The organism is Halopseudomonas pertucinogena (assembly GCF_014646575.1).
GTDB lineage: Bacteria > Pseudomonadota > Gammaproteobacteria > Pseudomonadales > Pseudomonadaceae > Halopseudomonas > Halopseudomonas pertucinogena.
This window is the reverse complement of record NZ_BMNN01000002.1, coordinates 354,968-381,893: the sequence shown is the minus strand read 5'-3', so window position 1 is coordinate 381,893 and position 26,926 is coordinate 354,968. Positions and strand designations below refer to the sequence as shown.

The 26,926-nt window shown below is 64.8% G+C and carries 20 protein-coding genes and 1 pseudogene; 11 read left to right on the top strand and 10 right to left on the bottom strand.

Annotated elements, in window-relative coordinates; genetic code table 11:
* Positions 1 to 109 precede the first annotated feature (109 nt).
* Complete coding sequence (locus tag IEW63_RS06925) at positions 110 to 1,066, bottom strand: alpha/beta fold hydrolase (RefSeq protein WP_188635874.1); 957 nt, start codon at positions 1,064 to 1,066, stop codon at positions 110 to 112.
* Positions 1,067 to 1,253: 187 nt separating this feature from the next.
* Between IEW63_RS06925 and IEW63_RS06920 the strand changes: the two genes are divergently transcribed.
* Complete coding sequence (locus tag IEW63_RS06920) at positions 1,254 to 4,124, top strand: HD domain-containing phosphohydrolase (protein WP_188635873.1); 2,871 nt, start codon at positions 1,254 to 1,256, stop codon at positions 4,122 to 4,124.
* Between the two features lie 12 nt (positions 4,125 to 4,136).
* On the opposite strand, the gene IEW63_RS06915 is transcribed toward IEW63_RS06920, so the two are convergent.
* The 6 genes from IEW63_RS06915 to IEW63_RS06890 all read right to left on the bottom strand — a co-directional run bounded on the left by IEW63_RS06915 (position 4,137) and on the right by IEW63_RS06890 (position 12,347).
* Positions 4,137 to 4,577: a hypothetical protein gene (locus IEW63_RS06915; protein ID WP_188635872.1), complete on the bottom strand. Its 441-nt coding sequence runs from the start codon at positions 4,575 to 4,577 to the stop codon at positions 4,137 to 4,139.
* 333 nt (positions 4,578 to 4,910) lie between these two features.
* Positions 4,911 to 6,281 carry an efflux transporter outer membrane subunit gene (locus IEW63_RS06910; protein WP_188635871.1) on the bottom strand — a complete coding sequence of 457 codons (1,371 nt, stop codon included), beginning with the start codon at positions 6,279 to 6,281 and terminating at the stop codon, positions 4,911 to 4,913.
* Positions 6,271 to 8,223 (bottom strand): MacB family efflux pump subunit, encoded by a 1,953-nt coding sequence (locus tag IEW63_RS06905; RefSeq protein WP_188635870.1) that lies wholly within the window; start codon positions 8,221 to 8,223, stop codon positions 6,271 to 6,273. Before IEW63_RS06905 ends, IEW63_RS06910 begins: the two co-directional genes overlap by 11 nt.
* Before the next feature lies 1 nt (position 8,224).
* Positions 8,225 to 9,391 carry an efflux RND transporter periplasmic adaptor subunit gene (locus IEW63_RS06900; protein ID WP_188635869.1) on the bottom strand — a complete coding sequence of 389 codons (1,167 nt, stop codon included), beginning with the start codon at positions 9,389 to 9,391 and terminating at the stop codon, positions 8,225 to 8,227.
* Positions 9,392 to 9,487: 96 nt separating this feature from the next.
* Positions 9,488 to 10,864 carry a sigma-54-dependent transcriptional regulator gene (locus IEW63_RS06895; protein ID WP_188635868.1) on the bottom strand — a complete coding sequence of 459 codons (1,377 nt, stop codon included), beginning with the start codon at positions 10,862 to 10,864 and terminating at the stop codon, positions 9,488 to 9,490.
* Positions 10,857 to 12,347 (bottom strand): sensor histidine kinase, encoded by a 1,491-nt coding sequence (locus IEW63_RS06890; protein ID WP_188635867.1) that lies wholly within the window; start codon positions 12,345 to 12,347, stop codon positions 10,857 to 10,859. Before IEW63_RS06890 ends, IEW63_RS06895 begins: the two co-directional genes overlap by 8 nt.
* A gap of 191 nt (positions 12,348 to 12,538) precedes the next feature.
* On the opposite strand from IEW63_RS06890, the gene IEW63_RS06885 reads away from it, so the two are divergent.
* Positions 12,539 to 12,916, top strand: a complete 378-nt coding sequence (locus IEW63_RS06885) for a DUF4168 domain-containing protein (RefSeq protein WP_188635866.1) — start codon at positions 12,539 to 12,541, stop codon at positions 12,914 to 12,916.
* Positions 12,917 to 13,153: 237 nt separating this feature from the next.
* On the opposite strand, the gene IEW63_RS06880 is transcribed toward IEW63_RS06885, so the two are convergent.
* A complete protein-coding gene (locus tag IEW63_RS06880; protein ID WP_188635865.1) occupies positions 13,154 to 14,050 on the bottom strand; it encodes a LysR substrate-binding domain-containing protein in 897 nt (298 codons plus the stop codon).
* Between the two features lie 109 nt (positions 14,051 to 14,159).
* Here IEW63_RS06880 and IEW63_RS06875 point away from each other — a divergent pair, with 109 nt between their 5' ends.
* From IEW63_RS06875 to rpoS, 9 genes and pseudogenes are all read left to right on the top strand, one after another.
* The gene (locus IEW63_RS06875; protein WP_188635864.1) at positions 14,160 to 15,272 is read left to right on the top strand and encodes an S-(hydroxymethyl)glutathione dehydrogenase/class III alcohol dehydrogenase; all 1,113 of its coding nucleotides are present in this window, start codon (positions 14,160 to 14,162) and stop codon (positions 15,270 to 15,272) included.
* A 33-nt stretch (positions 15,273 to 15,305) separates the two neighbouring features.
* Positions 15,306 to 16,160: an S-formylglutathione hydrolase gene (gene fghA / locus IEW63_RS06870; protein ID WP_272872579.1), complete on the top strand. Its 855-nt coding sequence runs from the start codon at positions 15,306 to 15,308 to the stop codon at positions 16,158 to 16,160.
* Between the two features lie 524 nt (positions 16,161 to 16,684).
* On the top strand, positions 16,685 to 17,158 hold the full coding sequence (ispF, locus tag IEW63_RS06865) for a 2-C-methyl-D-erythritol 2,4-cyclodiphosphate synthase (RefSeq protein WP_188635863.1): 474 nt from the start codon (positions 16,685 to 16,687) through the stop codon (positions 17,156 to 17,158).
* On the top strand, positions 17,155 to 18,219 hold the full coding sequence (gene truD / locus IEW63_RS06860) for a tRNA pseudouridine(13) synthase TruD (protein ID WP_188635862.1): 1,065 nt from the start codon (positions 17,155 to 17,157) through the stop codon (positions 18,217 to 18,219). Before ispF ends, truD begins: the two co-directional genes overlap by 4 nt.
* The gene (gene surE, locus IEW63_RS06855) at positions 18,219 to 18,983 is read left to right on the top strand and encodes a 5'/3'-nucleotidase SurE (RefSeq protein WP_188635861.1); all 765 of its coding nucleotides are present in this window, start codon (positions 18,219 to 18,221) and stop codon (positions 18,981 to 18,983) included. The genes truD and surE overlap by 1 nt, the downstream gene beginning before the upstream one ends.
* 7 nt (positions 18,984 to 18,990) lie before the next feature.
* On the top strand, positions 18,991 to 19,644 hold the full coding sequence (locus IEW63_RS06850; protein ID WP_188635860.1) for a protein-L-isoaspartate(D-aspartate) O-methyltransferase: 654 nt from the start codon (positions 18,991 to 18,993) through the stop codon (positions 19,642 to 19,644).
* The gene (locus IEW63_RS06845; RefSeq protein WP_496357442.1) at positions 19,641 to 20,579 is read left to right on the top strand and encodes a polyprenyl-phosphate transporter; all 939 of its coding nucleotides are present in this window, start codon (positions 19,641 to 19,643) and stop codon (positions 20,577 to 20,579) included. The genes IEW63_RS06850 and IEW63_RS06845 overlap by 4 nt, the downstream gene beginning before the upstream one ends.
* 82 nt (positions 20,580 to 20,661) lie before the next feature.
* Positions 20,662 to 21,507 (top strand): peptidoglycan DD-metalloendopeptidase family protein, encoded by an 846-nt coding sequence (locus IEW63_RS06840; RefSeq protein WP_188636068.1) that lies wholly within the window; start codon positions 20,662 to 20,664, stop codon positions 21,505 to 21,507.
* Positions 21,508 to 21,835: 328 nt separating this feature from the next.
* Positions 21,836 to 22,672 (top strand): annotated as a pseudogene (rpoS, locus tag IEW63_RS06835) (RNA polymerase sigma factor RpoS); the annotation flags it as partial.
* Positions 22,673 to 22,694: 22 nt separating this feature from the next.
* Here the strand turns inward: rpoS and IEW63_RS06830 are convergent.
* Entirely contained in the window at positions 22,695 to 25,727 is a 3,033-nt protein-coding gene (locus IEW63_RS06830; protein WP_188635858.1) for a multidrug efflux RND transporter permease subunit, read from the bottom strand.
* A 10-nt stretch (positions 25,728 to 25,737) separates the two neighbouring features.
* Positions 25,738 to 26,841 (bottom strand): efflux RND transporter periplasmic adaptor subunit, encoded by a 1,104-nt coding sequence (locus IEW63_RS06825; protein WP_188636067.1) that lies wholly within the window; start codon positions 26,839 to 26,841, stop codon positions 25,738 to 25,740.
* Positions 26,842 to 26,926 lie beyond the last annotated feature (85 nt).

Here is a 26,926-nt window from a genome sequence, read left to right as displayed (position 1 = left end):
ACTGGGGGGTGGTTTAACGCCGGGGCTGCTGGCGCAGCCCTATCGCCCCGGGGGCGGGGCTCCTACAACGAGGGGGCAGAGGCGGGATCGGAGCGGCTGACTGCGCGCGTCAATAATGCCTGCGCAGGAAATCCAGCAGCAGGGTATTCACCTCTTCGGGCTTCTGACTCTGTACCCAGTGGCCGCAGCGTTCGATGACGTGCTGCTCAACCTTCGGTACCACGTTGGGCATGCGTTCGATGGTGATGCTCTCCAGCGCGGCTACCGGGTCGCGGTCGCCGATGATGAACTGCGCCGGCTGCTCGACCTGCTTGCCGGCCAGGTGCGCGGTGCGTTCCCAGTTGCGCTCGTAGTTGCGGTACCAGTTCAGCGGGCCGTGGAAGCCGTTGTCGATGAAGGTCTCCACGTAGACGGCAAAGGCCTCGGGCGGGCACCACTCCGGCGGTACCTGCGGGTCCACATAGTCATCGAGCCAGCGGGAGTCGGCCGGCTTGTCGGCGATCAGCCCGTTGCCCGAGGCGGGGCGGCCATGCATGAGGATGCGCAGGGTGCGCGGGATATCCGCCTCCAGTTCTGTTTCCGCCGGACCCTGTTCCTGGAAGTACAGAATGTAGAGGAAACGATCCCTGAAGCGCTCGCGCATCATGTCGATGACCGGGCGTTTGGGACGACCGCCGAACGGCACCGACATGCCGCTGACCACCTTCACCCGCTCCGGCTCCAGCAACGCCAGATACCAGGCGATATTGGCACCCCAGTCATGACCCACCATCGCGACCTGTTCATGGCCGAAGTGGGTCATGGCGGCCTGGATATCGCCGCAGATGGTGAGGATGTCATAGGCCTCGACCGTCATCGGCGCACTGCTTGCGCCATAGCCACGCATCTCCGGAGCGAAGGCGCGGTAGCCGGCCTGCGCCAGCGCCTGCATCTGGTGGCGCCAGGAATACCAGCACTCCGGAAATCCATGCAGCAGCCACACCGGTTGGCCGTCGGCGGGTCCGGCGACGTGAACGCTGAGATGGATGTCGTTGACGTTCAGCATGTGCTGTTCGCTGTTGAGCATGGGACGGTTCTCCGCTTGTATTTTTCTGCACTATGCCAAATTTGCCGGCAGCTGGCTTGCCCATTGGCCTGCCAAATACCCGCCGCGCGCTTCGACTTATGTCGCAGAGCTGTAACCTGACGGATACCGGATCTGAACTATGCTGATAGCACAATGCCATTAACAATGCATTTTCAGCGGGGTTGGCATGCGCAAGAAGGTCAAGGGACTACCTGTTCAGTGGTTGATCGCCGGCACCATCATCCTCTGTGTGCTGGCCATGCTGTCGATCGTACTGGTGCAGGGTTACCGGGGAGGCAGCGCAGCGCTGGTGGCCGCAGCGAACGACTCGGCCCGACAGCTCGCTGCAGTGCTCAACGAGCGGGCCAGGCGCCTCATTTCACCCGCGGAGAACGTGATCCGGGTGCTGGCCCACAGCCCGCTGGCGGAGGCCGAGGACATGGACGTCCGGCTCCAGCACCTGCCGGTGCTGGCGGAGGTGCTGCGATCCAACCCCATGCTCAGTGCGGTCTACATCGGCTATGACGACGGCGAATTCCTGCTGCTGCGGCCCCTGCAGCGGGAGACCCCGCGCATTCCCTCGGCGCCGGCCGATGCCGCCTACCTGCTGCAGAGCATCGCCCGGGACGACCATGGCCAGCTGCGGGGGCGCTGGCTGTTTCTCGACGGGCAGCTCCAGCTCCAGCTGGAGCGGAGTACGCCGGACTACTGGTTCGACCCGCGCCTGCGCCCCTGGTATCGGAACGTCATCGAGCCGGGGGAACTGAATATCACCGACCCCTATGTCTTCTTCACCACCGGCGAGGTGGGAGTGAGCCTGGCGGTTCGCGCCCATGGCGGCGGTGCGGTGATCGGCATGGACGCAGCGCTGGACGACCTGGCCATGGAGGTGCGGGACCTGCGGCTGACCTCCGGCACCGAGCTGGCCATCCATGATGAACAGGCCGGGGTGATCGCCTACCCCGAACCCCACCGCGTGCTGAAGAGCGATGGCGCGGGGTTTCGTCTGGCCCGGCTGGATGAGCTCGGCGTGGAGCCGCTGGCTCGGCTGCTGACACTGCCCACCGACGCCGCGCCGACGCCCTTCAGGGTGGACGGCCAGCTCTGGTACGGGCTGAACATGCCACTGGTGGGGTTCAGCCAGAGCAATGCCCGGATCCTCATTGCGATACCGGCCTGGGAACTGTTGGCCGAGGCACGGGAGGTGCTTGCCCATCAGGCGGCGCTGGCCCTTCTGCTGGTCATTCTCGTATTGTTGCTGGGCTGGGTTCTGGGGGTGCGCCTGGGTGGCTCGATCAGGCAACTGTCCGGCTGGGTTCATGCGCTGGCGGCCTTCGAGTTGAGCGCACCGGCGCCGGCGCCGTCGCGGGTCCGCGAGGTCAATGAGCTGCGCCAGGCGATAAGCCAGATGGTGGCGGCGCTGGGCCACTTCCAGGCCATCACCACCACGCTGAGCCGGGAGCTGGAACTGGACCGGATGCTGCCCGAAGTACTGAAACACCTGGTGGAAATGGCCGACGGTCCCAGTGGGGTGGTCTATCTCTGTGACGAGGAAAACGACCGGCTGGACCGGGCCGCGGTGTACGGCGACTTTCCCTATCCGGAAAGCTTTGTCATGTCCGAGTCCCTGGACGGCGAGCTGTACGACGCGCTGGCAGTACTGAGAAAGCGCTACCCGCGCAGCCTGATACTGCCCCTGCATGACCGCAAGGGCGTGCTGCTGGGCCTGGTATCGGTGCGGCTGCAGGCGGAAACCGATGAGCGGACCGCGTCCTATCTCCAGCGCTATCTGCAGAAACTGTCCGGCTCGCTGGCCCTGGCAATCGAGACCCGCCAGCTGTTCGAGCAGCAGCAGGCGCTCCTCGAGTCGGTGATCAAGGTGCTGGCCCATGCAGTGGATGCCAAGTCGCCCTACACTGGCAGCCACTGCGAACGGGTGCCGGAGCTGGCGCAGATGCTGCTGGATCAGGCAGCGTCGGTGCAGACCGGGCCGCTGGCCGATTACCAGCCGGACGATGAGGAGCGCTACGCCTTCCAGATCGCCGCCTGGCTACATGACTGCGGGAAGATCACCAGCCCGGAGTATGTGGTGGACAAGGCGACCAAGCTGGAGAGCCTGTACAACCGCATTCACGAGGTGCGCACCCGTTTCGAGGTGCTGCACCGGGATGCCCAGCTGGCCTACTGGCAGGGACGCTGGCGGGGTGAGGCCGAGGATGAACTGGCCGAGCGGCTGGAGCGTGAGCTGGCCGGGCTGCAGCGGGATTTTGCCACGGTCGCCGCGGCCAATATCGGTGGCGAGGCCATGTCCGACGAGCGCGTGGCGGAGCTGCAGCGCATCGCGCAGCGTACCTGGCAGCGGCACTTCGACGACCGGTTGGGCCTGTCGGAAGAGGAACGCGCACGCCTGGCGAATCGCCCGCCCCAGCCACTGCCGGTGACCGAGCGACTGCTGGATGACAAGCCCGAGCACCGGATCCCCTGGGGCGAACGCAAGCCGCCGGTGGAGAAGGGCGACCCGGCCAACGTCTGGGGCTTTGACATGCAGTTGCCGGAATACGCCTACAACCTCGGTGAACTGCACAACCTGACCGTGCGCCGCGGCACCCTCACGCCGGAGGAGCGCTTCAAGGTCAACGAGCATATCGTGCATACCCTGGTCATGCTCAGCACCCTGCCATTCCCCCGTCACCTGCAGCAGGTGCCCGATATTGCCGCCAACCATCACGAGAAGCTCAACGGCGGCGGCTATCCCCGCAGGTTGACGGCGGAGCAGCTGAGTGTGCCGGCGCGGATCATGTCGATCGCCGATATCTTCGAGGCGCTGACGGCGGCAGACCGGCCCTACAAGAAGGCCAAGACCCTGTCCGAATCCATCGGCATCATGATGCGCATGGTGAAGGAGCAGCACATCGACGGTGAACTGTTTGCGTTGTTCCTTTCGACCGGGGTCTATCTGCGTTATGCCGAGCGATTCCTGCGGCCCGAGCAGATCGACGAGGTGGACGTAGCCGGCTGCCTGGCAACGCTGCGTCGGGGGTCGCCGGCCGAGGCGTGATGCCGGAGCAGGTCAGTGGCCGGCGGCAAGGTGGAACTGGCCGCCCTCGGTCTCAAGCGGTCGCAGCTGGGCCTCGCAGAAGGCCAGCGCCTCCAGCAGCTGGCCACGGTCGGCGCCGGCCAGCTCCCGCGGCCGGTTGCGTTGCAGATGGCTGCTGAGCGCCTCCAGGGTGATCATCCCGGTGCTGATCGGGAACCAGTCCATGTCCTCAATGCCCCAGGGCAGGCCGGTTTCCGGATAGGTGCGCGGCGGCGTATCGGCGTCTTCGGCGAGCAGGCGGCTGGCCTCGGCGAATTCCAGCGCGGTGATATCAACGAACTGGCTCAGCGGGGTAACGCCCAGGGTGCGGCACAGCGCATCCAGCCCGTTCAGCTGACCGGCCAGACCCGGCAGGGCGGTGTCATGCAGCTGGAAGCGGCGCTGATCCAGCGTGGCGAGGCGCAGTTCGGACAAGGTGGGTCTCCGTCGGGTGGGTGGAATGGGGAGATTCATGTTACTTGGTCGGGGCGGGGATGGCTAACGGGCGAACGGATGAGGCGGAGTGGGTGGTGCGGAGCGGGTGCGGCACAACCGGGGCTGCTGCGCAGCCCGATCGCGGCGAGGTCGCCGCTCCTACGGAAAACCCAGCTCGAGCTTTTTCCTGCTTGGCTTGCCTGCATCGGCCCCCTACCTGCTGTAGGAGCGGCGACCTCGCCGCGATTGGCGTGCAACGCACGCCCGTTCCCATCCTCGTAATTCGCTCCATACTTCTACCCTCGCACCCCGCACCCCCCCAACTCCCCCGGCTCAACCCGCCTCCTGCCACCCGCCCCCCAGCGCCCGGTACAGGCTCACCGTCGCCTGCAACCAGGCGGCGCGCTGCTGCACCAGGCTGTCCTGGCTCTGGAAATACGAGCGCTGGGTGTCGAGCAGATTCTGCAGGGTGATGGCGCCGGCCTTGTAGCGGGCCTGGGCCAGTTCGAAGGCGAGTTCGGCTTCGGCTGTTGCTGCCTGTTGCAGCTGATACTGCTCCCGTGCCTGGTGCAGCGCGCCGAGGGCAGTGTCGGCGTCGATCAGGGCGTCGAGGATGACCCGCTGGTAACCGATCAGCGCTTCCTGCTGGCTGGCTTCGCTGATGTCGATCTGGGCGCGGATGCGGCCGGCGTTGAAGACCGGCTGGGTCAGTCCGGCGGCCAAGCCCCAGGTATTAAGCGGGTTGCTGATCAGATCGGACAGCGACGAGCTCTGCGCTCCGTAGTTGCCGGTCAGCTGGATGCTCGGATAGAGCGCCGCACGGGCGATGGTCAGGTTGGCGTTTGCCGCCACCAGACGCTGCTCACTGGCGCGGATATCAGGACGTCTGGCCAGCAGCTCCGAGGGCAGGCCGGCACCTGGCTCCGGCACACGGATGGCCGCCATGTCCGGCAGTTCCCCGAGCCGGAAGTCGGGCCCCTGGCCGAGCAGCAGCGCCAGGCTGTTGCGCAGTTGCAGGGTCTGCTGTTCCAGCGACGGCAGATTGGCGCGCAGCTGGGCCACCAGCGCCCGTTGCTGGCTGACCGCCAGGCTGTCATCGGCGCCGTAGCGATAGCGGGCTTCGACTATCGTCAGTACCTGCTCGGCGGCGGCCAGGTTGCCCCGGGCCAGTTGCAGGCGGGCGCTGTTTTCCACCAGCTGGAACCAGGTGCTGGCCACCGCGGCGTCGGTGCTGATTGCGACCGCTTCAAGGTCGTAGCGGGTGGCGTTCAGGTTGGCCGCTGCCGCTTCCACGGCGGCGTGGTTGCGGCCCCAGAAGTCCACTTCGTAACTGGCGTTGAGGCTGGCATTGAAGCTGTTGCCGCTGCTCTGGCCGTCGCCGCCTGCGCGGCGGCCACTGGCACTGCCGTCCAGCTGCGGCAGCAGGCTGGCACCGCTCTGGCGCAGCTGGGCGTCGGCCTGCAGCAGACGGGTCGCGGCGCTGGCCAGATCGAGGTTGCCGCTGCGGGCCTGCGCTACCAGCTGCGACAGCTGGGGCTGCTGGTACTCGGTCCACCAGCGTGCCTGGGGCCAGACCAGCGAGTCGGCCTCGGTATTCCATTGCCGGGGCGGCTCGATGCTGCCCTGGGGTATGGGGGTGTTGAGACTGCAGCCGGCCAGCAGGCTGAGGCCGAAGGCCAGGCAAAGGGAGTGTCTAGTCCGCACTGAGAGCCACCACGGGGTCGAGATGCGCTGCCTTGTGGGCAGGCATGAAGCCGAAGATGAGGCCGGTGGCAAAGGCGCAGCCAAAGGCCAGCAGCACCGGACCGGGAGTGAACTGGATGGCGGTGCCGAAGTACTGCAGCATGCCGGCAAAACCCAGCCCGAGGACCACGCCGATGGCCCCGCCGATGGCCGAGACCACCACCGCCTCCACCATGAACTGCTGCAGGATATTGCGCGTGCGTGCCCCGGTCGCCATGCGGATGCCGATCTCCCGGGTCCGTTCCGACACGTTGACCAGCATGATGTTCATCACGCCGATGCCGCCCACCAGCAGGGAGATGGCGGCAATTGAGCCGAGCAGCACGGTGAAGGTGTTCTGGGTGCTGGCGACGTTCTCCAGCAGCGAGGCCATGTTGCGGATCTGGAAGTCCTCCACCCCGGCGTGGTTGGCCAGAATCGCCTGGCGCACCGCCTCCTGGGTGGCATCGGACAGCTGCAGATCCTCTATCAGTACGCTGATATTGCTCAGATGACGGGAGCCGATGAGCCGGTTGGTTGCGGTGTTGAGCGGGACGAAGACCACGTCGTCCTGATCCTGCCCCCAGGGCGTGGCGCCCTTTTCCTGCATCACGCCGATGATCAGAAAGGGCACGTTGCCGATCAGCATGTATTCGCCCAGCGGGTCCCGGTCGGAGTACAGGTTGTTGGCAACGGTGCGGCCGATCACGGCCACCGCCGCGTAACGGCGGTTGTCCTCATCGTTGATGAATACCCCGTTGGCTACCGGCCAGCTCTTGGCGGCGACAAACTCGGCGGTGGTGCCGGTGATGCTGGTCTGGGCGTCGGTATTGCCGGCTCTGACCGTGGCGCGGGTCTGCACCTCCGGTACCGCTGCCACCACGTTGTCGATGGTGGCGGCAACGGCAGCATCCTCTGCAGTCAGGGTATTGGTGGAGCCATCGGCCGAGCGCCGGGTATTGGGCGCACCCGGACGCACGATAAGCAGGTGGGTGCCCATATCGCTGATGCGCTCGACCACTTCCTGCCGGGCGCCGTTGCCCACGGCCAGCATGACCACCACCGATGCCACACCTATCACGATGCCGAGCAGGGTGAGCACGGTACGGAACAGGTTGGCCCGCAGCGCGCGCAGGGCCATGCGGACGGCTTCGCTGGTATCGCCGAAAGTCGCCGTGCTCTCCCCGCGCGTGGCCTGGCTGCTGATGCCTGGCGTCGGGTCTGCCGCGCCGGGCTGTCTGCGGCCACTGTCGTGGATGATCCGGCCATCGCGGATTTCTATCAGCCGGTCGGCATGGCTGGCCACCTCCCGGTCATGGGTGATGACGATGACCGTCTTGCCCCGTGCGTGCAGGTCCTTGAGCAGCTGCAGCACGTCCTCGCCGCTCTTGCTGTCCAGTGCGCCGGTCGGCTCGTCGGCCAGCAGAACGCGGGCGTCATTCATCAGCGCCCGGGCAATGGATACCCGCTGCTGCTGGCCGCCGGACAGCTGGTTGGGACGGTTGCCCAGGCGCTCGCCCAGACCCAGTGAGGTCAGCAGCTCCTCTGCCCGGGCGTGACGCTGCTCCCGGGGCTGGCCGGCGTAGATAGCCGGGACTTCGACATTCTCGGTGGCATTGGCCGAGGAGATCAGATGGTAGCTCTGGAAGATGAAGCCGAAGGTGCGACTGCGCAGGCTGGCCAGCTGATCACTGTCCAGTCCCGCAATATCCTCCCCGGCGAACAGGTAGCGGCCGGTGCTGGGCCGGTCAAGGCAGCCCAGCAGGTGCATCAGTGTCGACTTGCCGGAGCCGGAGGCGCCCATGATGGCGACGAAGTCGCCGTCGTGGATGTCCAGATCGACATCGCGCAGCACCGTTGTGGCCAGCTCGCCGTTACGGTAGGTCTTGCCTATGCCTTCCAGGCGGATCAGCGGTGTGCTCATCTCAGAACCTCGGGCGCGGGGCGCCGCGCTGGGGCTGGCTGCGGGGAGCGGGGCTGCCGCCGGAGATCACCACCTCCTCGCCTTCTTCCAGGCCTTCGAGCACCTCGGCGCTGACCCGGGTCATCACACCGATATGGACGATCCGTTCCCGGGGCTGGCCGTTGACCAGCACCTGAACGCGGAACGGCCTGCCGGGGCTGGCGGCGTCGCCTGCCCGAGGAGCCGGCTGAAGGGCGGAGACCGGGATACTCAGGGCATTCTCGGCCGCAGCACGGACAAAGAACACCTGGGCACTCATCTGCGGCAGCAGCTTGCCGTCGGGGTTGGGCACGTCGAACAGGGCGTTGAACAGCACCACGTTGTTGACCACTTCCGGTGTCGGCAGTATCTGGCGCAGGACTCCCTCGCGGCGCACGTCGGGCTGGCCGAGGGTGGTGAACCACACCGGCATGCCGACTTCCAGCTGGGTGATATCGGCCTCGGAGACCTGGGTGCGGACGGTCATGGTGCTGAGGTCGGCGATCTGCACGATGATCGGTGCGGTCTGGTTGGCGTTCAGGGTCTGGCCCTGGTTGGCCAGCTGGTCCACCACGGTACCGCTCATCGGTGCGTGGATACGGGTATAGCCAAGGTCCGCCCGGGCCTCCTTGAGCTGGGATTCGAGCTGGCGGATCTGCGCCTGCAGCGCCTTGATCTGGGCATTGGCCGAGCGCAGGCTGGCGTCTGCCTGCTCTACCGCCTCGCGGCTGGTGGCGTCCAGTTTTATCAGATTGTTCTGCCGCTCGGCCTGCAGCCGTGCCAGCACCTGGCTGGCCTCACGGTCGGCGAGCTGGGCCCGCAGGTTCTCCAGCTGCGCCTCGGTGGCTTCGACCTTGGCGAGGTAAATGGTGGGGTCGATTTCCGCCAGCAGCTGGCCTTCCTCCACCTGGTCTCCCTCCGCCACGTGCAGCACCTTGAGCTGCCCCGAAACCTGGGTGCCCACGTCCACGTAATTGAGCGGCTCCAGCGTACCCAGTGCGGTGACGCTGTCCTCGATGTCCGCCCGCTCCACCGGGGTGGTGACCAGTTCCGGCCCATTGCGCTCGGTGTTCAGCCAGAAATGCCAGATCAGCGCGGCGGCGACCGCCAGGGCGGCGGATGTCCATAACAGGCGCCGGTTTACTCTCATGCGCAGTTTCCTTCCGATACCAGGGATACAGTGGCCCAAGTCTACTGGGCCGGACTGTCAAGCGGGGGACCTGCCGGGTAAAGAAACTGTAAAGGGTTATTCCAGCCAGCGGTAAAGGGTTCGCCGGGTGATGCCGAGGATCTCCGCCGCCCGCCGCTTGTTGCCGCCGGTGGCATGCAGCACCTGATGAATGTAATTGCGTTGTACGGTTTCCAGCGAAGGCATGCCGTCTGGCTCGCCATTGAGCGGCAGCATGTGCACGACATCATGCTGAGCATGGGCAACCTGCTCCGCCGGTTGCTCGCAGATGCGCTGGGGCAGGTGACGGACCTCAATCAGCGGCGTGTCGCAGAAGGTGGCGGCCCGCTCCACCGCGTTCTGCAATTCGCGCACGTTGCCGGGGAAGGGGTAGCTGGCCAGCACCGCCAGGGCGTCGTCGCTGAACCCCTTGATCTGTCGCTGCCGGCGGCTGTTGAAACGGGTCAGGAAGAACTCGGCGAGCCGTTGCACGTCATCGCCCCGGGCGCGCAGTGGTGGTACCTGGAGCGAGAAGGTCTCCAGCCGGTAGAACAGGTCCTCACGAAAGCTGCCATCGGCCACCGCCTCGGTCAGATTGCGGTTGGTCGCGGCGATGATGCGCACATCCACCTGGATTTCGTGATCACTGCCCACCGGCCGCATGCGGCCGTCCTGCAGTACCCTGAGCAGTTTGGCCTGCAGCGCCAGGGGCATTTCGCCGAGCTCGTCGAGCATCAGGCTGCCGCCGTCGGCCTGCTGGAACAGGCCGGCGCGCTGGGTGCGAGCACCGGTGAAGGCACCAGCGGCATGGCCGAAGAACTCGCTTTCCATCAGCTCGCTGGGTATGCCACCACAGTTGACCGTGAGGTAGGGCTGGCCCTTGCGACTGCTGCGGTCATGCAGGGCGCGGGCGACCAGCTCCTTACCGGTGCCGCTTTCTCCCTGGATGAGCACCGGGCCGTCGGCCGTGGCGATCTGGCGGATCTGGTGGAACAGCTGCTGCATTGCCGGGCTCTGGCCGATGATGCCGCTGAACTGCTCCACCGCCAGCAGGCTGCGGTAATGCTGCACCTCGCTGCGCAGCCGGCGGTTTTCCAGCAGGCGCCTGACCGTGAGCAGCAGATGGTCCATCTCCAGCGGCTTGGTCAGGAAGTCATCGGCGCCTTTCTGCAGGGCCTTGACCGCCTGCTGGACCGAACCGAAGGCAGTGATGATCAGCACTGCGGGAGGCGACGCGCAGTCACGCAGCAGCGGCAGCAGGCTCAGCCCGTCGGCGCCGGGCAGCCGCAGGTCGCTGATCAGCAGCTGGGGCAGATCGCTGGCGAGTACCTCGCCGGCATGCTCGGCATCGGCGCAGGGGGTGACCCGATAACCTTCTGCTTCCAGCTCCTCCTGCAGCAGCTCGCGCAGCCCCCGATCGTCTTCCACCAGCAATATATGTTCGTTGTTACCCATGGTTCGGTTCCTCCCTGGTCAGTGGCAGGCACAGTGACGCTTCGCATCCCCCGGTCGGTCGGTTGCGCAGCTGCAGGCTTCCGCCGTGTTCCTCGGCCACCGCCTGGACGATGGCCAGCCCCAGGCCGGTACCCTCACCAGGTGACTTGGTGGTGAAGAAGGGTTCGAGCAGGGTCTCCAGCGCGTGGTCCGGCAGGCCCGGCCCGTCGTCGGTAATGCGTATGCACAGCTGCTGCCGTTCCTCGACGGCATGGATGGTGATGGCGGAGCGGGACGCCTGGAGAGCGTTGCGCAGCAGGTTCAGCAAGGCCAGCTCCAGCCGTCCGCCATCGCCGCGGAAGGTCGGCAGGTCGGCCTCGATGTGGCTGTGCAGCGCCCGCCCGGCGGCCTCGAGCTCCGGGCGGATGGCTTCCACGGCGGTCTCGATGAGTACCGCGGGCGTGAGGTCGCGCAGGCGGATGGCGGTGGGACGGCAATAGTCCAGCAACTGGTTGACGGTGCGGGTCAGCCGGCTGACCTGGCTGCGGATGCCGGCCAGGTTGTGCAGCTGCTGCTCGTCCAGATTGGCCGAGCGCTCCAGGCGTCGGGCACGACCGTCAATCACGCTCAGTGGTGCGCCCAGCTCATGGGCGATGCCGCTGGCCATGCTGCCGATGGCGGCCATCTTCTCGTTGTCCTTCAGCTGGGCCAGCAGCTGGGTTTCGGCTGCCTGGTGGGCCTCCAGCTGCCGGTTGGCCTGCTCGATGCTGTCCAGCATCCGGTTCAGGCCCAGTGCCAGGCTGGCTACCTCGCTGGGCCCGTCGAGGGCGGCACGGTGGGACAGATCACCGGCCGCTACCCGCTGCATGTGCTCCAGCAGCTTGTCGACGTGACGGCCGACGCCGCCATAGTGTCCGAGCAGCACGCCAGCGAGGATCACCAGACTGAACACTCCCCATACCAGCCAGGCGATGATGGTCAGCTGCTGCAGCGCATGACCGAAATCACTGGCGCGGCGGGTAATCTGGATCAGCCCCTGGATCTGCCCGGCGGTATCGAACAGCGGCAGGAAGTGCGAGAACAGATGGCGGCCACCGACCCGGCTGAAGGCTTCCTGCCCCTCGCCGGTGCTGCGGATGCGGTCGGGAATGGTGGTGCCGGTCAGATCGCTCTCGGTGATCCCCGCGGAGGCGATGCGATTGCCGGCGGCGTCAAATACCGAGGCGCCATAGACTTCACCAAGGACGAACACCGAGCCCAGCGCCAGCTCGACGGCGTGCATGTCGCCCTTGTTCAGCGCATTGCCCACCGGCAGGCTGATCGCGCGGCCGATCAGCTCCAGGTCATTCTTCAGGCGCTTCTCCTGGAACTGATTGGCCTGGCCCAGTCCGAAGCGGATGCCCAGGGCGGTGAGCAGGACAATGGGCAGTACCACGAACAGGAGCAGGGAGCGCTGCAGGCCGCTGATGCCAAAGCGGTAGGAGGGAGGGGCAGTTGTATTCATTTTGACCGGGTCTTTTTTTCTCATGTGTATTTTGTATACATGATCCTCGGACCCTGGCCGGGCTGCGGGATTCCCCAGCGGTACGCATATAATTTACTAACTGTTTGTTATCAATGAGTTACTCGTGTTTTCGTCAGACTGGCACGCTTCGTGGAAGGGTTGGGTTACTTTCAACAGAAGGAGATCGACCCATGAATAACCTCAAGACACTGACCGCTGCCATCGCCTTTGCCACCTTCGGCCTGGGTGCTCCCGCTGTCATGGCCCAGGCTGAGGGTGCTCCGCAGCAGTACCAGCAGGGTCAGCCGGCCGCCGCCCCGATCAGCGATGACAACCTGAAGAAGTTTGTCGAGGCGGACAAGGAAGTGGCCGAGCTGCGTGACGAGTTCTCCGAGAAGCTGAGCAAGGCCGAAGATCAGGAAGAAGCGCAGAAGCTCCAGCTGGAAGCCCAGGAGAAAATGGTCGAAGCGGTTCAGGACGCGGACCTGGACGTGGCCACCTATAACGAGATTGCTACCCGCATGCAGACCGACCCCGAGCTGCAGCAGCGTGCCGAAAGCCATCGCTGATCGCGGTGCGGTGAGAAGGGGAGCCTGAGGGCTCCCTTTTTTGTGCCTGAGTGGTGACTTCTATTGCTTGGCGTGTGCAGGCCGTTGCGCTGGTACGCCCCTGCTACGACGCGCCGTGAATACATCCATGTAGGCTCGTTGATGCCATCCATGGCATCAAACGGTCGTATCAGGGGCGCACCAGCGCAACGACGGAGACTCCCAGGTGCTGCGCCCCAGCACGGCCTGCACTCAATCTCAGTAGCTTTCCTGATATTCCGGGCGCTGCATCAGTTCACGCCTGAGGTGGTCCACCAGCTTGCGTACCTTGGGTGACAGATGGCGCTGTTGCGGATAGAGCGCCCAGACGGCGGTGTGCGGCGGCTGGTGCTGGCTCAGCAGGGAGCGCAGGGCACCGCTGCGCAGATGCTCTCCCACGTAGTAGTCGGGCAGCTGACAGAGTCCGATGCCGCGCAGTGCCGCGTCCAGCACCGTCCGGCCACTGTTGCAGCGCCAGTTGCCCTGTACCCGTACTTCTATCTCGCGCCCGGCTTCGGCGAAGCTCCATGTGTCGCTGCTGCCGATCAGGCAGTTGTGCCGGGGCAGCTCGGACAGGCTGTGCGGCGCGCCGTGGTGGTCCAGATAAGCTGGAGCGGCGCACAGATACATGCGCCGCGGTGCCAGACGGGTAGCGACCAGCCGGGAGTCCTGCAGCCGCCCGAGGCGGATGGCCAGGTCGAACTGGCCATGCAGCAGGTCCAGCGTCTGGTTGGTGAGGGTCATCTCGATGCGCAGCCGGGGGTATCTTTCCAGGAAGTCGTTGACCAGCGGCATGATGAACTCCTCGCCGTAGGCTACCGAGCAGGTCATGCGCAGCGGACCCTTCGGTTCGCTGGACAGGTCGGTGACCGCCTGCATGGCCTCGTCCCGGGCGTCCTGCAGTCGCTGACAGTGCTGCAGGAACGTCTGCCCGGCCTCGGTAAGCGTGACCTTGCGAGTGCTACGGTAGAACAGTCGCGTCTGCAGGCGTTCCTCAAGTCGGGCGATCTGGCGGCTGACATGGGAGGAGGATACGCCGAGCCGTCGCGCCGCTCCGCTGAAGCTGCCCAGCTCAGCCACGCCGACAAACTCATCCAGTCCGCTCCAGTCACTCATCCTATTGTCCCCATGTGGCAATAATGTTTTGTTTGCGGGGCTATTATCCATGAGGAGACGGTTTACTACACTATGGGTCCCCAAGTATTCATCAGGATGGAGGTAGTCCATGATCAAGTCCCGCGCCGCTGTGGCATTCGAGGCAGGCAAGCCGCTGGAAATCGTCGAGGTGGATGTGGCGCCACCGAAGGCCGGCGAGGTGCTGGTGCGCATTGTTGCCACCGGTGTCTGTCATACCGACGCCTTCACCCTCTCCGGTGATGACCCGGAAGGTGTGTTCCCGGCCATTCTCGGTCACGAGGGCGGCGGGATCGTGGAAGCGGTGGGCGAGGGCGTTACCTCGCTGGCGGTGGGTGACCATGTGATCCCGCTTTACACTGCCGAATGCCGCGAGTGCAAGTTCTGCAAATCCGGCAAGACCAACCTGTGCAGCTCCGTGCGCGAGACCCAGGGCAAGGGGCTGATGCCTGACGGCACCACCCGCTTCTCCTACAAGGGCCAGCCGATCTACCACTACATGGGCTGCTCGACCTTCTCCGAGTACACGGTGCTGCCGGAAGTATCCCTGGCCAAGATCCAGAAGGATGCCCCGCTGGAGGAGGTCTGCCTGCTGGGCTGCGGTGTGACCACCGGCATCGGCGCTGTGCTGAACACCGCCAAGGTCGAGGCCGACTCCACGGTGGCCATCTTCGGTCTGGGCGGTATCGGTCTGGCGGCGATCATCGGCGCGAAAATGGCCGGTGCCAGCCGCATCATTGCAATCGACATCAACCCGGACAAGTTCGACAAGGCCCGGGAGCTGGGTGCCACCGACTTCGTCAACCCGAAGGACCATGACCAGCCGATCCAGCAGGTGATCGTCGACATGACCGATGGCGGCGTGGACTACTCCTTCGAGTGTGTGGGTAACGTGGAGCTGATGCGCGCTGCGCTGGAGTGCTGCCACAAGGGCTGGGGCGAGTCGACCATCATCGGTGTGGCCGGTGCCGGTCAGGAGATCAGTACCCGTCCGTTCCAGCTGGTGACCGGCCGGGTATGGCGCGGCAGTGCCTTCGGCGGCGTGAAGGGCCGTACCGAGCTGCCCGGCTACGTGGAGAAGGCGCAGAAGGGCGAGATCCCGCTGGATACCTTCATCACCCATACCATGGGACTGGAAGACATCAACAAGGCCTTCGATCTGATGCACGAGGGCAAGAGCATTCGTTCGGTCATCCACTTCTGATCACCCCTGGGATCACGAACAGGAGAATCTGTAATGGACTCTGCTATTGAACTGGTGTCAGCCAACAAGTGTTTTGGTGGCTGGCAGAAGCGTTACCGGCACCGCTCCCAGGTGCTGGGCTGCGACATGATCTTCGCCATCTACCTGCCGCCGCAGGCGGATCAGGGCAAACCGCTGCCGGTGCTGTACTGGCTGTCCGGGCTGACCTGCAACGACGAGAACTTCGTGCAGAAGGCCGGCGCCCAGCGCATGGCGGCGGAGCTGGGCATGGTCGTTGTCGCGCCGGATACCAGCCCGCGGGGCGAGGGCGTGGCCGATGACCCGGAGGGCGCCTGGGACTTCGGTCTGGGGGCGGGCTTCTACGTCAACGCCACCCAGCAGCCCTGGGCGCGGCACTACCAGATGTACGACTACGTGGTGCAGGAGCTGCCGGGCCTGATCGAAGGCAACTTCCCGGTTTCGGACAGGCGCGCCATCAGCGGTCACTCCATGGGTGGCCATGGGGCGCTGATCTGCGCGTTGAAGAACCCGGGGCGCTACCAGTCGGTATCGGCCTTTGCGCCGATCACCAACCCGATCAACTGCCCCTGGGGCCACAAGGCCTTCGGCAATTACCTGGGTGACGATCGGGAACAGTGGAAGCAGTGGGATACCTGCGAGCTGATCGCCAACGCCGAGGAGCGTCTGCCGCTGCTGGTGGATCAGGGTGATGCGGACAACTTCCTCGCCGAGCAGCTCAAGCCGGAGGCGCTGGAAGCGGCGGCCGCGGCGGCCGGGCACCCGTTGACGCTGCGCCGTCAGCCGGGCTATGACCACAGTTACTTCTTCATCTCCACCTTCATTGATGACCACCTGCGGCATCATGCGCAGGCGCTGGGCTGTATCTGACTGCTGAGCTGCGCAACCTGGATGGTCGAGTTCCATCTCGACGATCGGAGGTAACTGCAGCCCCCGTGGCCGGGATGGAACCCGGCCCTCCCGGGCGGCGTGCCTTTGGGAGCGTCGCGTTCCATCTCGACGCAGCGAGCTGGCTGCAACCCGCGTGGCCGGGCTGGAGCCCGGCCCTCCCGGGCGGTGTGCCCTGGGGATCGTCGAGTTCCATCTCGACGCAGCGAACTGGCTGCAACCCGCATGGCCGGGCTGGAGCCCGGCCCTCCCGGGCGGTGTGTCTTTGGGAGCGTCGCGTTCCATCTCGACGCAGCGAGCTGGCTGCAACCGCGTGGCCGGGATGGAACCCGGCCCTCCCGGGCGGGGTGTCTTTGGGAGCGTCGAGTTCCATCTCGACGCAGCGAACTGGCTGCAACCCGCGTGGCCGGGGTGGAACCCGGCCTTTCGGGGACCATCAGCCACTTCTTCCGGTAACCCGGACACGGTAATATCCCCCCTTCGTTTTTCAGCTCGGCAGGTATTCCATGCGTATTGGTCACGGTTACGACGTTCACCGGTTTGGTGAGGGCGATTACATCACTCTGGGCGGGGTCCAGATCCCCCATGACCGCGGCCTGGTGGCCCATTCCGACGGTGACGTGGTGCTGCACGCGCTGACCGACGCGATTCTGGGTGCCGCCGCGCTGGGTGACATCGGCCGGCACTTCCCCGACACCGATCCGCAGTTCAAGGGCGCCGACAGCCGGGTACTGCTGCGCCATGCGCTGCAGCTGGTACATGCCAGGGGCTGGAAGGTCGGCAATACCGATATCACCATCGCCGCCCAGGCGCCGAAGCTGGCGCCGCATATCGAGGCCATGCGGGAGCGGGTGGCCAGTGATCTGCAGGTTGGACTCGATCAGGTCAACATCAAGGCGACCACTACCGAATCCCTCGGCTTTGTCGGCCGCAAGGAAGGCATAGAGGTTCACGCCGTCGCCTTGCTGCTGTCCCTGTGAGCGCCGACCGGGAGGACTGGCTGGGCCCCCGGGCCCATGGCGAACCCTGTGGCCGGGCGGTGCTCAAGGCCGAGCCGGAGCATTTCAGGGTCACCGAGATCCTGGACATCGAACTCAGCGGAGCAGGGGAGCATCTCTGGCTGCTGATCGAGAAGCGTGACCTGAATACCGAAGATGTCGCCAGACAACTGGCCCGCTGCGCCGGCCTGAAGTTGCGCGATGTCAGCTATTCCGGAATCAAGGACCGTCGGGCAGTCACCAGCCAGTGGTTCAGCCTGCAACTGCCGGGCCGTGAAGACCCGGACTTCACCCCGCTGTGGACCGAGCAGCTGCGCTGCCTGGCCAGCAGCCGGCACAGTCGTAAACTGCAGCGGGGCGCACACCGCGCCAACCGCTTTGTCATCCGCCTGACCGCATTGCAGGCCGAACACGCCCGGCTCGATGAGCGTCTGCAACGCATTGCCGAGCAGGGCGTACCCAACTATTTCGGTCCCCAGCGCTTCGGCCGGGACGGCGGCAACGTACCACAGGCCAGGCAGTGGGCCGAGCGTGGTGGCCTGCCGCCGGCCCGGGGCACCCGTTCCCGGCTGCTGTCGACCGCGCGCAGCCTGCTGTTCAACAGGCTGCTGGCACAGCGGGTGGCCGAAGGCAGCTGGAACCGCATTCAGCCCGGGGACTGTCTGGCATTCACCGACAGCCGCAGCCATTTCGCCGCCGACCGGCTGGCGGCTGACGACCGGCGTTTCGACGAGCTGGATATCCACGTCACCGGTCCGCTCTGGGGCGGCGGCGCCGCGCCGGTTTCCGGCGAGGTGCTGGCGCTGGAAAGGCGCCTGGCCGAGACCGAACCCCAGCTGTGCCAATGGCTGGAAAGTGCCGGTCTGGAGCAGCAGCGGCGGATTCTTCGACTCCCCATTGCCGGCCTGACGTGGCATTATCCCGCAATGGACAGCCTTGAAATTGAATTCACCCTGCCGACCGGCTGTTTTGCCACTGCAGTACTGCACGAGCTGGTATGGCTCGACGACGAGCCGGGCGGCGGACTGGAAAGCGAAACCTGATGCGTATTCTCATTGCCAATGATGATGGTGTGCTGGCGCCGGGCCTCAAGGCCCTGCACGGCGCACTGGACGACTATGCCGATTGTGTGGTGGTTGCCCCCCACGAGGACCGCAGCGGCGCCAGCAGCGCCCTGACTCTGGACAAGCCGCTGCGCCCCTTCTACCTGGAGAACGGCTTCGTCGGCCTCAACGGCACACCGACCGACTGTGTGCATCTGGGTCTCAACGCGCTGTTCCCGGACAGCGTCGATATGGTGGTATCCGGCATCAACCTGGGCGCGAACCTGGGCGATGACGTGCTCTATTCCGGGACCGTGGCCGCTGCGCTGGAGGGGCGCTTCCTGTCCCGTCCGGCCATGGCATTTTCGCTGGTCGGTCGCCAGACCGACAACCTGGTGGCAGCGGCGTCCATTGCCCGCAGCCTGGTGCAGGCCCACGCCGAGCTGGAACTGCCGCCGCGCACCGTGCTCAATGTGAATATACCCAATCTGCCCCTTGACCGGATCAAGGGCGCAGTGCTTACCCGTCTGGGCCACCGTCAGCGGGCAGCGCGGCCGGTGAAATGGACCGACCCCCGCGGCAAGGAGGGTTACTGGATTTCGGTGGCCGGCGATGCCGAGGACGGCGGCGACGGGACCGATTTCAATGCGGTGATGCAAGGCTACGTCTCGGTGACACCGCTGCGGGTCGACAAGACCCACTACGAGGTGTTCGACCACCTGAATGACTGGCTGGGTGACTTGAGGGTGGCGCAAGGTGCGTGAAGATCTGATGAAAAGCGGCATAGGCATGACCTCACAGCGGACCCGCGAAAGGTTGCTGGAGCGCCTGTTCGAGGAGGGCATCCGCGACCTCAATGTGCTGGAGGCGATCCGTCGTACTCCCCGCCACCTGTTTGTGGACGAGGCGCTGGCACACCGTGCCTATGAGGATACGGCGCTGCCCATCGGCCATAACCAGACGCTGTCCCAGCCCTACATAGTGGCGCGCATGACCGAGCTGCTGCTGGGTGGCGGGCCGCTGGACAAGGTGCTGGAAGTCGGGACCGGCTCGGGCTATCAGACGGCGATCCTCGCGCAGGTGGTGGAGCGCGTGTTCACCGTTGAGCGCATCCTGCCGCTTCAGGAACGGGCCAAGGCGGTACTGCGGGACATCGATATCCGCAATGTGGTCTACCGTCACGCCGACGGCAACTGGGGCTGGCCCCAGTACGGGCCCTACGATGCGATCCTGGTCACCGCTGCCCCGGCGGAGATTCCCGCCGAGCTGCTTGCCCAGCTCTCCGAGCGCGGGCGGATGGTCATTCCGGTAGGCGCCAGGGAGCAATTTCTTACCCTTGTGACACGTGATGGGGATCAATTCATCCGTCAGCAGGTCGAACCGGTACGGTTTGTCCCCCTCTTGTCCGGAGCAATACACACTTGAATCACCGTTTCCTCGACTATGTGCTGATCTATTTCAAGGGCATGGCCATGGGTGCCGCCGATGTGGTACCGGGGGTCTCCGGTGGCACCATCGCACTGATAGTCGGGGTGTACGAGCGCCTGCTCAAGGCGTTGGGTGCCTGTACGCCGGAGAAGCTGCTGTGGCTGTTGCGGGGGGAGCTGCGCAGTACCTGGCGGGCTATAGACGGTACCTTCCTGATCTGCCTGATCGCGGGGGTGCTCACCAGTATCGCTGCCTTTGCCAATCTGCTGGGCTATCTTCTTGAGGAACATGGCGAGCTGACCTGGTCGTTCTTCTTCGGGCTGATCCTGGTCTCGGTATACATCGTCGGGCGTGAAGTCCACCGCTGGAACATCTGGACGCTGCTGCTGGTGGCGCTGGGCACGGCCTTTGCCTACATGATCACCGTGGCCGCGCCGATCCAGTGGTCGTCGGCTCCGCTGTTCATCTTCCTGGCCGGTGCCATTGCCATCTGCGCGATGATCCTGCCGGGCATCTCCGGCAGCTTCGTGCTGGTGCTGCTGGGACTGTACGCGACGATCCTCGGCGCCGTGCGCAGTTTTGATCTTGCCATGCTGTTGATCTTCGCCGCCGGCTGTGGCGTCGGCATGCTGAGCTTCGCGCGGCTGGTGTCCTGGTTGCTGGACCATGCCCGCAATGCCACCATGGCGGTAGCTACCGGACTGCTGATCGGCTCGCTCAACAAGGTCTGGCCGTGGAAGCAGACCGTCAGCTGGCGCGAGAACAGCAAGGGCGAACTGGAGCCGCTGCTGCAGGACAATGTGCTGCCGGCGACCTACGAGTCGCTGACTGGCGAGCCTTCCTGGTGGCTGGCCGGGCTGGGGCTGATGATTGCAGCCATCGTGCTGGTCATTGCGCTGGAACGGATTGGCCGGCGCGTCAGCCACAAGTGATACGCAGCAGGAACCGAATTCATTGAACTGGGGGAAGACTGTGAGGCAAAGGAGTATCTGCAGCGCTGGCTTGCCCGGGGTGATGCTTCTGACCCTGCTCCTGGTCGGCTGCGCCGGCCCCTCGGGGACCGCGCCGGTGGACGACCGCAGCCGTGGCGGTTATCGCGCCCAGCAGGTAACCAGCGGCAGTCATGTGGTCCAGCGCGGGGACACCCTGTACTCCATCGCCTTCCGCTACGGTTGGGACTGGAAGGCGCTGGCGGCCAATAACAACCTGCGCGCGCCTTATACCATCTATCCCGGACAGCGGCTGAGTCTGGCTACCGGCAACAGAGCCAGCGGCGGCAGGGCAGCGGCTGCGCCGGCCGACCGCAGCCCGACCCGTGTTACCAGCTCGCCGGCGCCTGCTCGCCCGGCTGCCGCCTCCCGGCCGGCAACCACTCCATCTCCCGCCGCGACGGCACCGGCTTCCACTGCGCCGGCCGCCACTCCGGCACCAGCCACCCGGCCGGCAACCGCCCCTTCGACTACCCCGGCAACCAGCGGAACCGCAGCCGTTTCCGGGTGGCAGTGGCCGGCTCAGGGGCCTCTCATATCACGGTTTCAATCGAACGGCAGTTTGAATAAAGGGATTGATATTGCCGGTCAATTGGGTCAGCCTGTCAAAGCAGCGGCAAACGGCTCGGTAGTCTACGCGGGCCGCGGTTTGCTGGGTTATGGTGACATGATCATCATCAAGCACAACGAGACCTATCTCAGTGCCTATGCCCACAACAGCCGGCTGCTGGTCAAGGAGGGCGATCAGGTAAAGGCCGGCCAGACGATAGCCGAAATGGGCAGCACCGGCAGCGACAGGGTGAAGCTGCATTTCGAGATTCGTCGGCGGGGCCAGCCTGTTGATCCCCTTGGCTATTTGCCAAAACTGTGAAACTGATCAAAACAAAACTGTATCAGCATTGTCATAGTTGGCAGGCACACTGCAGGGAGGCACCGGGATGTGGCATGGGGTTAGTGTTCCCGTAGTCAGCGGAGACTGACGCGCAGCGCGGATCGCCCAACGCGATCCGACCAGTGTTACGACTGAAGGTGGGGGCATGCTCATGACCAATAATAATAATGCACCTGATCGGCACAGCAGCGAAGAAACAGAGCTTCTGGACCAGGTCAGACCCGATCCAGCCGAACGTGCCGAAGGCACCGGCAGGTCACGGGTATCTACACCTCGCAATCATCAGCGGGAAGACTCGTTCGAGTTTACCCGCCAGCTTGATCCAACCCAGATGTATCTCAACGAAATCGGTTTCTCGCCTCTGCTGACCCCGGAGGAGGAAGTTCATTTCGCGCGTCTGGCACAGAAGGGCGATCCGGCCGGTCGCAAGCGGATGATCGAGAGCAACCTGCGGCTGGTGGTGAAGATTGCGCGGCGCTACGTGAATCGGGGGCTGGCTCTGCTGGACCTGATCGAAGAGGGCAATCTGGGCCTGATCCGGGCGGTGGAGAAATTCGACCCGGAGCGGGGCTTCCGCTTTTCCACCTATGCCACCTGGTGGATCCGCCAGACCATCGAGCGGGCGATCATGAACCAGACCCGCACCATTCGCCTGCCGATCCACGTGGTGAAGGAACTCAACATCTACCTTCGCGCGGCACGCGAGCTGACTCAGAAGCTCGATCACGAACCCTCCCCTGAAGAAATCGCCCAGTTGCTTGATCGGCCCGTCGAGGACGTCAAGCGGATGCTCGGGCTCAACGAGCGGGTCGCTTCGGTGGACGTGCCGCTGGGCGCCGACTCCGACAAGACCCTGCTGGACACCCTGCCCGACGAGGGCTCCAGCGATCCTGTCGAGGTGTTGCAGGAAGAGAACCTGAACGCGACGATAGACAGCTGGCTGTCCGAACTCAGCGAGAAGCAGCGCGAGGTGGTGACCCGTCGTTTTGGTCTGCGGGGCCATGAGAGCAGCACGCAGGAAGAAGTCGGTCGCGAGATCGGCCTAACCCGCGAGCGGGTGAGACAGATCCAGGTGGAAGCGCTGAAGCGGCTGCGCGATATCTTCGAGCAGCACGGTCTGAGCAGCGAATCCCTCTTCAGCTAGGGATTCGCTGGTCAGCGGCACGTCAGCGCGCGGGCCTGTCCCGGCTGCCAAGCGCCACGTAAACCGCCGGCAGGACGAAAAGGGTGAACAGCGTGCCTACTGTCAGCCCGCTGGCGATGACCATGCCCATATCGAACCGACTCACCGCGCCGGCGCCGGTGGCGATCAGCAGCGGCAACATGGCAAACACCATGGCTGCGGTGGTCATCAGCACCGGGCGCAGGCGGATCGCCGCCGCCTGTTCCACCGCCTCGCGCATGTCCATGCCCTGCTGGCGGCGGAGCTGGTTGGCGAATTCCACGATCAGGATGCCGTGTTTGCTGATGATGCCGATCAGGGTCACAAGGCCCACCTGGGTGTAGATGTTCATGCTGGAGATGCCCAGAAACATGGGTATCAGTGCGCCGCAGATGGACAGCGGTACGGTCACCAGGATCACCAGCGGATCACGGAAGCTCTCGAACTGCGCCGCCAGGACCAGATAGATCACCGCCATGGCCAGGAGGAAGGTCATGTACAGCTCCGCGCCCTCCTGCTTGAACTGGCGTGATTCGCCGGCATAGTCGACGCTGAAACCCTGGGGCAGCTCTTCCCGGGCGATTTCTTCCAGCAGCGACAGCGCCTCACCCATGCTGACTATGGCTACACCCTGAATGCGCGCCGAGTTGAGTTGCTGGAACTGGTTCAGCTGGCGCGGGCGGGTCTGCTCGCTGGTGCTTATCAGCGAGCCCAGGGGGATCATGTCGCCGTCGCGGTTGCGCACATGATATTGCTCCAGCCAGCCTGCATTGTCCCGGTATTCACGCTCGACCTGGGCGATGACCTTGTAGCTGCGCCCCTCGATGGTAAAGCGGTTGATCTCCCCTTCGCCCAGCAGCGATGCCAGGGTGACACCGATCGTCTCCATCGACACGTTCATCTGTGCTGCCTTCTCGCGGGAAATTTCCACCGCCAGCTCCGGCTTGTCGAAGGCCAGATCCACCCGCAGCAGCGGAAACTTGCCGGTTTCCCGCGCCCGGGCGGCGATCCGTTCGGTTACCTGCAGCAGCGTTTCATAGTCGCCGGGGCTGGAGATGATGAACTGCAGCGGAAGCCCCTCGCTGGCGCCGGGCAGTGCCGGCACGCTGACGGCGAAGATCTGCAGGCCGGCCACTTCGTTGAGGATGTCCTGCACTACCGGCTGCAGCTCCTGCTGGCTGCGTTCGCGCTGGTCCCAGGGCTTGAGGATCAACCCGCCCATGCCGCTGTGCACGCCATCCACGCCGTTGATGTGGAAGTGCGCCTCGTACTCGTCCAGCGTCTGCAGCCGCCGGTTGACCTCATTGGTGTAGTGGGTCAGATAGTCCAGATTGGCGGTCTGCGGCGCATTGGTGAGCATGAAGATGAAGCTCTGGTCTTCCTCCGGCGCCAGCTCGCTGCGGGTGAACATCAGCAGTACCGGGATCAGCAACAGTACCAGCACGCCAAAGGTGAGCGTGACGCCGCGGGTGTCCATGCTGCTGTGCAGCGCCCGCTGATAGCGCAGCTGCAGAGCATGGAATATCCGATCCAGCCGGGCTGCCAGCCCGCGGGTGTTGTCGGTCGGCTTGAGCAACCGGGAGCACATCATCGGCGACAGGGTCAGGGCGACGATCCCCGAAATGATGACCGCTCCGGCCAGGGTAAAGGCGAATTCCTTGAACAGTGCGCCGGTGATGCCCTGCAGGAAGCCGATCGGCGCATAGACCGCCGCCAGGGTGATGGTCATGGCCACCACCGGCATGGCAATTTCCCGGGCGCCGTCCAGTGCCGCTTCGTAGGGCCGCTTGCCGGCTTCGATATGGCGGTGGATGTTCTCCACCACCACGATGGCGTCGTCCACCACCAGGCCGATCGCCAGTACCATCGCCAGCAGGGTGAGCAGGTTGATGGAATAGCCCATCAGCTGCATGAAGAACAGCACGCCGATCATCGACAGCGGGATGGTCACCACCGGCACGATCACCGAACGGAGCGAGCCGAGGAACAGGACCACCACCACGATGACGATGATCACCGCCTCGATCAGGGTCTTGATCACCTCGTCGATGGACTCCTGGATGAACAGGGTCGCGTCATAGGCGACCGTCATTTCCAGCTCGGGTGGCAGCTGCGCCTCGATCAGCGGCAATACATTGCGCACTTCGGCGATAACATCCAGCGGGTTGGCGGTGGTGGTGCCCTCGATGCCGATATACACCGCAGGGATGCCATCGAAGAAGCTGATGGTGTCCAGGCTTTCGGCGCCCATCTCGACCCGGGCAATGTCGCTGATCAGCACCCGGGTATCGCCTTCGGTACGTACCGGGATGGCGGCGAACTGCTCCGGGCGCTGCAGATCGGTATCGGCGTTGACGCTGGTGACCACGTACTCGCCCTTGGTCTCCCCGGCAGCGGCGAGGAAGTTGTACTGCCGCACCGCCTGGTTCACGTCGCTGGCAGTCACGCCGAGCGCGGCCATGCGCACCGGATCGAGCCACAGGCGCATCGCGAAGTTCTGCCGGCCGAGTATGGCTGCATCGGCGATGCCGGGCAGGGTAGCCAGGCGCGGTTGCACGATGCGCGACAGGTAGTCGGTGATCTGCGGATTGCTCAGGGTCTGGCTGTGGAAACTGATGTACATCAGCGCGGTGGCATCGGCCGCCTCGCGGCTGATCACTGGATCCTCCGCCTCGGCCGGCAGCTGGTTGCGCACTTCGGCGGCCTTGGCCATGACGTCGGTGAACAGCCGGTCGGTGTCGACCCCGAGCCGGGCCCGGACCTGGATGACCGAGAAGTTCTGCCGGCTCACCGAGCTGATGTAATCGACACCTTCGGCGCTGGCCAGGCTCTGCTGGATCGGCTGGGTGATGTAGCCCTGGATGACTTCCGCGTTGGCACCGGGATAGGCCGTGGTGACGGTAATCAGGGCGTTTTCCATCGCCGGATATTGGCGTACGGTCAGGCTGTTGAGTGCCTGCATGCCGAGCAGGATGATCAGCAGGCTGACGACCGTCGCCAGCACCGGGCGACGGATGAAGATATCGGTGAATGCCATGTCCGCAGCCTTACAGCGGGTTGCTGTTGTTGATGACCACGGCGGTGCCATCGTCCAGTTTCAGCTGACCGGTACTGACCACCTGCTCGCCGGCCTGCAGTCCGTCGATGATCACCACCAGGCCGTCGCGGCGCTCACCGAGGCGGACAAAGCGGCGTTTCGCCTCCAGCTGCCCGCCATCGCCCTCGGCCTGGTTGTCATCGGCAGGCACCACCACATACACCGAGTTGCCGTAGAGGCTGAAGTTGACTGCCGTTTCCGGGACCACTACCCGCGGCTGGGTATCGGGCAGCAGCACATCCAGCTCGGCGAACATGCCGGGCAGCAGCTGCTCTTCCGGGTTATCTATGCTGGCCCGTACCAGAAGGGTGCGGGAGGCGGCATCCACCCGCGGGTTGATCGCGGTTATCTCCCCGCCAAAGCGTTGCCCAGGGAAGGCGGAGACGGTCAGTTCGACCTGCTGGCCGACGCTCAGCCGAGGATAATGCTGTTCTGCCAGGCTGAAATCCACATGCAGGCTGGACAGATCCTGCAGGGTGGCGATAGGCGTTCCCGGCGACAGATAATCACCGGGGTCGACATGAATGATGCCCAGCCGACCGGCGAAGGGTGCCTTGATGGTCTTCTTCTGCAGGATGGCCTGCAGCTCCGCGGCACGCGCCCGGCTCTGGCGGAGGGTGGAGCTGGCCTGGTCGAACTGCGCCTGGGAAATGCTCTGGCGCTGCAGCAGATTGCGCTGGCGATTGAAATCCAGCTCCGCCAGTTCCACCTGGGCCTCGGCGGTGGCCAGACTGGCGCGCTCCACTTCATCATGCATGCGCAACAGGGTCTGACCGGCATCGACCACTTGTCCGGATACGGCGGACAGCTGATCAACGGTGCCGGAGATCTCGGCGGTGAGCTCCACTCCCTGGCGTGCCGTCAGCGTGCCGATGGCTGGCAGCCGGCTCTGCCACTCGATCTGCTGCGCTTCACTGGCGCTGATCTGAATCGGTGGTTTGGGAGCGGTAAAAATGGCAATCTGCTGCCGGATCGACCAGAATTTCCACGCCCCGAGTCCGGCGACAACGACGAAGAAGATGAGTATCAGCAGAACGAGTCTACGCAGCATGATTGCAATCCTGATGCAGTGCCTGCGGCAGCATCCGGCTGCCGACAGCTATTGAAATTATGTGCGAAGATTACCGGGTCGCGGGACG

Bases quoted from the DNA above. Each gene is read 5' to 3' on its own strand.
- IEW63_RS06875 (WP_188635864.1), top strand. From the start codon at position 14,160: ATGATCAAGTCCCGCGCCGCTGTGGCATTCGAGGCAGGCAAGCCGCTG.
- IEW63_RS06840 (WP_188636068.1), top strand. From the start codon at position 20,662: ATGCTTCTGACCCTGCTCCTGGTCGGCTGCGCCGGCCCCTCGGGGACC.
- IEW63_RS06925 (WP_188635874.1), bottom strand. From the start codon at position 1,066: ATGCTCAACAGCGAACAGCACATGCTGAACGTCAACGACATCCATCTC.
- IEW63_RS06905 (WP_188635870.1), bottom strand. From the start codon at position 8,223: ATGAGCACACCGCTGATCCGCCTGGAAGGCATAGGCAAGACCTACCGT.
- IEW63_RS06880 (WP_188635865.1), bottom strand. From the start codon at position 14,050: ATGAGTGACTGGAGCGGACTGGATGAGTTTGTCGGCGTGGCTGAGCTG.
- IEW63_RS06885 (WP_188635866.1), top strand. From the start codon at position 12,539: ATGAATAACCTCAAGACACTGACCGCTGCCATCGCCTTTGCCACCTTC.
- IEW63_RS06920 (WP_188635873.1), top strand. From the start codon at position 1,254: ATGCGCAAGAAGGTCAAGGGACTACCTGTTCAGTGGTTGATCGCCGGC.
- IEW63_RS06890 (WP_188635867.1), bottom strand. From the start codon at position 12,347: ATGAATACAACTGCCCCTCCCTCCTACCGCTTTGGCATCAGCGGCCTG.
- surE (WP_188635861.1), top strand. From the start codon at position 18,219: ATGCGTATTCTCATTGCCAATGATGATGGTGTGCTGGCGCCGGGCCTC.
- IEW63_RS06895 (WP_188635868.1), bottom strand. From the start codon at position 10,864: ATGGGTAACAACGAACATATATTGCTGGTGGAAGACGATCGGGGGCTG.
- IEW63_RS06900 (WP_188635869.1), bottom strand. From the start codon at position 9,391: ATGAGAGTAAACCGGCGCCTGTTATGGACATCCGCCGCCCTGGCGGTC.
- IEW63_RS06850 (WP_188635860.1), top strand. From the start codon at position 18,991: ATGAAAAGCGGCATAGGCATGACCTCACAGCGGACCCGCGAAAGGTTG.
- fghA (WP_272872579.1), top strand. From the start codon at position 15,306: ATGGACTCTGCTATTGAACTGGTGTCAGCCAACAAGTGTTTTGGTGGC.
- IEW63_RS06830 (WP_188635858.1), bottom strand. From the start codon at position 25,727: ATGGCATTCACCGATATCTTCATCCGTCGCCCGGTGCTGGCGACGGTC.
- ispF (WP_188635863.1), top strand. From the start codon at position 16,685: ATGCGTATTGGTCACGGTTACGACGTTCACCGGTTTGGTGAGGGCGAT.